This is a genomic window from Photorhabdus hindustanensis, from assembly GCF_002968995.1.
GTDB lineage: Bacteria > Pseudomonadota > Gammaproteobacteria > Enterobacterales > Enterobacteriaceae > Photorhabdus > Photorhabdus akhurstii.
Map to the genome: position 1 here is coordinate 1 of NZ_PUWT01000117.1, position 3863 is coordinate 3863.

The 3863-nt window shown below is 47.6% G+C and carries 4 protein-coding genes, 2 tRNA genes and 3 other RNA genes; all 9 read left to right on the forward strand.

Annotated elements, in window-relative coordinates; genetic code table 11:
- Positions 1–240: hypothetical protein (locus tag C6H66_RS26480; RefSeq protein ID WP_219847647.1), on the forward strand; the 240-nt coding region annotated here is incomplete at its 5' end.
- Between the two features lie 14 nt (positions 241–254).
- Positions 255–1547 carry a Tol-Pal system beta propeller repeat protein TolB gene (gene tolB / locus C6H66_RS24260; protein WP_105396994.1) on the forward strand — a complete coding sequence of 431 codons (1293 nt, stop codon included), beginning with the start codon at positions 255–257 and terminating at the stop codon, positions 1545–1547.
- A 42-nt stretch (positions 1548–1589) separates the two neighbouring features.
- A complete protein-coding gene (gene pal, locus C6H66_RS24265) occupies positions 1590–2090 on the forward strand; it encodes a peptidoglycan-associated lipoprotein Pal (protein WP_046397131.1) in 501 nt (166 codons plus the stop codon).
- A gap of 9 nt (positions 2091–2099) precedes the next feature.
- The gene (gene cpoB, locus C6H66_RS24270; RefSeq protein ID WP_105396995.1) at positions 2100–2867 is read left to right on the forward strand and encodes a cell division protein CpoB; all 768 of its coding nucleotides are present in this window, start codon (positions 2100–2102) and stop codon (positions 2865–2867) included.
- 148 nt (positions 2868–3015) lie between these two features.
- Positions 3016–3091: transfer RNA gene (locus C6H66_RS24275), tRNA-Lys, on the forward strand.
- 34 nt (positions 3092–3125) lie between these two features.
- Positions 3126–3201: transfer RNA gene (locus C6H66_RS24280), tRNA-Lys, on the forward strand.
- 45 nt (positions 3202–3246) lie between these two features.
- Positions 3247–3376: non-coding RNA, RtT sRNA (locus C6H66_RS24285), on the forward strand.
- Positions 3377–3421: 45 nt separating this feature from the next.
- Positions 3422–3551, forward strand: a non-coding RNA gene (locus tag C6H66_RS24290) — RtT sRNA.
- A gap of 45 nt (positions 3552–3596) precedes the next feature.
- Positions 3597–3726, forward strand: a non-coding RNA gene (locus tag C6H66_RS24295) — RtT sRNA.
- Positions 3727–3863: the final 137 nt, after the last annotated feature.

The window sequence follows — 3863 nt, forward strand, 5'->3', positions numbered from 1 at the left end:
TGTTATTTWAAAGTTATTAATAACAAACAGAACCATTCAATGTTATTAAGCTATACCCAATGGATTTCAAGATGGATCGCGACGGCAAGGGAGCGAATCCCCGGGAGCATAGATAACTATGTGACCGGGGTGAGCGAGTGCGGCCAACAAAGAGGCAACTTGAAAGATAACGGGTATATCTGGTTTTGTTTGTTGACGTTTGTTAATATTCTGCGAATTATTGCGACTATTCCATCGTGATAAGGGAGAGATTAATGAGGCAGGCTTTTAAAGTAGTACTAGGCATTTTAATGTTGTGGGCCACGGTTGCTTACGCAGAAGTTCGTATCGAGATCACTCAAGGTGTCGATTCTGCGCGTCCTATTGGTGTCGTGCCATTTAAATGGACTGGAGCGGGCAATGCGCCGGAAGAGATTGGGGTGATCGTTGGGGCCGATCTTCGTAACAGCGGTAAATTTAACCCTATTGATGTCAGCCGTATGCCGCAGCAGCCAACGACGGCATCTGAGGTGACGCCTGCTGCGTGGTCGGCGTTAGGGATTGATGCTGTTGTTGTTGGGCAGATCCAACCAAGTGCGGATGGTGGTTTTTTAATCTCTTATCAATTGGTTGATACTGCGAGCGCTCCGGGCACGGTGCTTGCTCAGGATCAATTTAAAGTGACCAAACAATGGTTGCGTTATGCTGCGCATACAGCCAGTGATCAAGTATTTGAAAAACTGACGGGCATCAAAGGCGCATTCCGTACTCGTCTGGCTTACATTGTAAAGACTAATGGCGGTAAATATCCGTATGAACTGCGTGTATCTGATTACGATGGTTACAACCAGTTCACTGTTCACCGTTCGCCGGAACCGTTGATGTCGCCGGCATGGTCTCCTGATGGCGCTAAACTGGCTTATGTGACATTTGAAAGCGGCCGTTCTGCCTTGGTGATCCAGACCTTGGCGAGTGGTGAGGTACGTCAGGTTGCCTCCTTCCCGCGTCATAACGGCGCGCCTGCATTTTCCCCTGATGGCAGTAAATTGGCATTTGCTCTATCTAAATCGGGTAGTTTGAATCTTTACGTGATGGATTTGGGTTCAGCTCAGATTCGTCAGGTTACAGATGGCCGCAGTAACAATACTGAGCCAAGTTGGATGCCGGATAACCAGACTTTGGTTTACACCTCTGATCAGGGTGGTCGTCCACAGTTATATAAAACCGATATTAATGGCGGTGCTCCGCAACGCCTCACTTGGGAAGGCACACAAAACCAAGATGCTGATGTAAGCGCGGATGGTAGTTTTGTGGTGATGGTCAGCTCAGAGAGTGGTAAGCAGCACATAGCTAAACAAGATCTGGCAACGGGAGCCGTTCAAATTTTGACGGATACGTTCCTGGATGAAACGCCGAGTATCGCACCTAACGGCACTATGGTGATTTATAGCTCCACCCAAGGGTTGGGGACTGTATTGCAGCTAGTTTCGACTGACGGGCGTTTCAAAGCGCGTCTTCCGGCAACCGATGGACAGGTAAAATTCCCTGCCTGGTCGCCGTATCTGTGATGCATAATAATATGTATGGCAAATTTTAAAAGGATCAAAGAGATGCAACTGAACAAAGTGCTAAAAGGGCTGATGTTAGCTTTACCAGTTATGGCCGTAGCAGCGTGTAGTTCTAACAAGAATGCTGATAACGATCAGACTGGTGTCGGCACTGTTAACGAAACTAATGCGGGTCTGTCAGCAGAGGAATTAGCTCGTCAGCAAATGCAAGAGCTACAAAACAACAACATCGTATATTTCGGTTTTGACAAATACGACGTTGGCTCAGATTTTACTCAGCTGTTAGACGCTCACGCGGCATTCCTGCGCAGCAACCCATCTTATAAAGTTGTTGTAGAAGGTCATGCTGACGAACGTGGTACTCCTGAGTACAACATCGCATTAGGTGAACGCCGTGCTAATGCAGTGAAAATGTACCTGCAAGGCAAAGGTGTTTCCGGTGAGCAAATCTCTATCGTCTCTTACGGTAAAGAGAAACCTGCTGTACTGGGTCACGACGAATCAGCTTATGCTAAGAACCGTCGCGCAGTACTGGCATACTAAGAGTAGTTCATGAACAGTAACTTCAGACATCATTTTTTGGGTCTGTCGTTACTGGTTGGCGTAGCGGTTCCTTGGGCCGCTATTGCCCAAGCGCCAATCAGTAATGTCGGCTCGGGTTCCACCGATGAGCGCCTTACCCAATTAGAGCGTATTTCCAACGCTCACGGTCAGCTATTAACGCAACTCCAGCAACAACTTGCTGATTCTCAACGTGACATTGACATGCTTCGAGGGCAGATTCAGGAGAGTCAGTATCAGCTCAATCAGATTATAGAGCGGCAGAAAGACATTTATCAGCAACTGGAAGGGGCTACCAGTCCTGAGGGGAGTAAACCTGCTGCAAATACAGCTTCTTCAACGGCAAGTAATAGTGGCAATCAGGCATCATCATCTGTCGGCACGGGCAGTGAAAAAGGTGATTATGACGCTGCTGTTCATTTGGCGGTGAATACCAAAGAGTATGATAAAGCGATTGTCGCCTTTCAAAGTTTCGTGAAGAGTTATCCAAAGTCGAGTTATATGCCTAATGCCAATTACTGGTTAGGGCAGATTAATTACAACAAGGGTAAAAAAGACGAAGCCGCGTATTACTTTGCTACGGTAGTCAAAGAGTATCCGAAGTCGCAGAAGAGTGGCGAATCGCTTTATAAAGTTGGTTTAATCATGCAGGACAAGGGTCAGAAGGATAAAGCGAGATCGGTTTATCAACAGGTCATGAAGCAATACCCTGGTTCGAGCGCGGCTAAACTGGCGGAGAAAAAGCTTTCCACACTATAATTATTGGCCCCGGAAGGGTGTAGTCATTACATTTTCGGGGTTGATTGAGTGCTTAATAAGCATTTAAACGTAATTTAAAAAAATAATCATTGCGTAGCGCGGAAAAATCAGTAATATATGCCGCCGTTGCCGAGAGAAGTCAAAAGATGGGTCGTTAGCTCAGTCGGTAGAGCAGTTGACTTTTAATCAATTGGTCACAGGTTCGAATCCTGTACGACCCACCATCTTAAAGCTTCATTCAAAACCAATTCCCTAGATGGGTCGTTAGCTCAGTCGGTAGAGCAGTTGACTTTTAATCAATTGGTCGCAGGTTCGAATCCTGCACGACCCACCATCTTGAAACTTCATTCAAAAACAAATCCCTCAGATAAGTCGTTAGCTCAGTCGGTAGAACAGTTGGCTTTTAATCAATAGGTCGCAGGTTCGAGCCGAGCGAAGCGAGACAACAGCGCGTAAGCGCTGGCCCGAAGGGCGAGGCCACAGGCCGAGTCATCCTGCACGACCCACCATCTTAAAGCTTCATTTAAAACCCAGTTCCCTAGATAAATCGTTAGCTCAGTCGGTAGAACCGTTGGCTTTTAATCAATGGGTCGCAGGTTCGAGCCGAGCGAAGCGGGATAACAGTGCGAGAGCGCTGGCCCGAAGGGCGAGGCGGCAGGCCGAGTCATCCTGCACGACCCACCATCTTGAAACTTCATTCAAAAACAAATCCCTCAGATAAGTCGTTAGCTTAGTCGGTAGAACAGTTGGCTTTTAATCAATGGGTTGCAGGTTCGAGCCGAGCGAAGCGAGACAACAGCGCGTAAGCGCTGGCCCGAAGGGCGAGGCCACAGGCCGAGTCATCCTGCACGACCCACCATCTTGAAACTTCATTCAAAAACAATCCCTCAGATAAGTCGTTAGCTCAGTCGGTAGAACAGTTGGCTTTTAATCAATGGGTTGCAGTCATGAGTGCGGTTTGCGCCTTTGGGTATGCCGGTGGAACCTGAGGTAAAG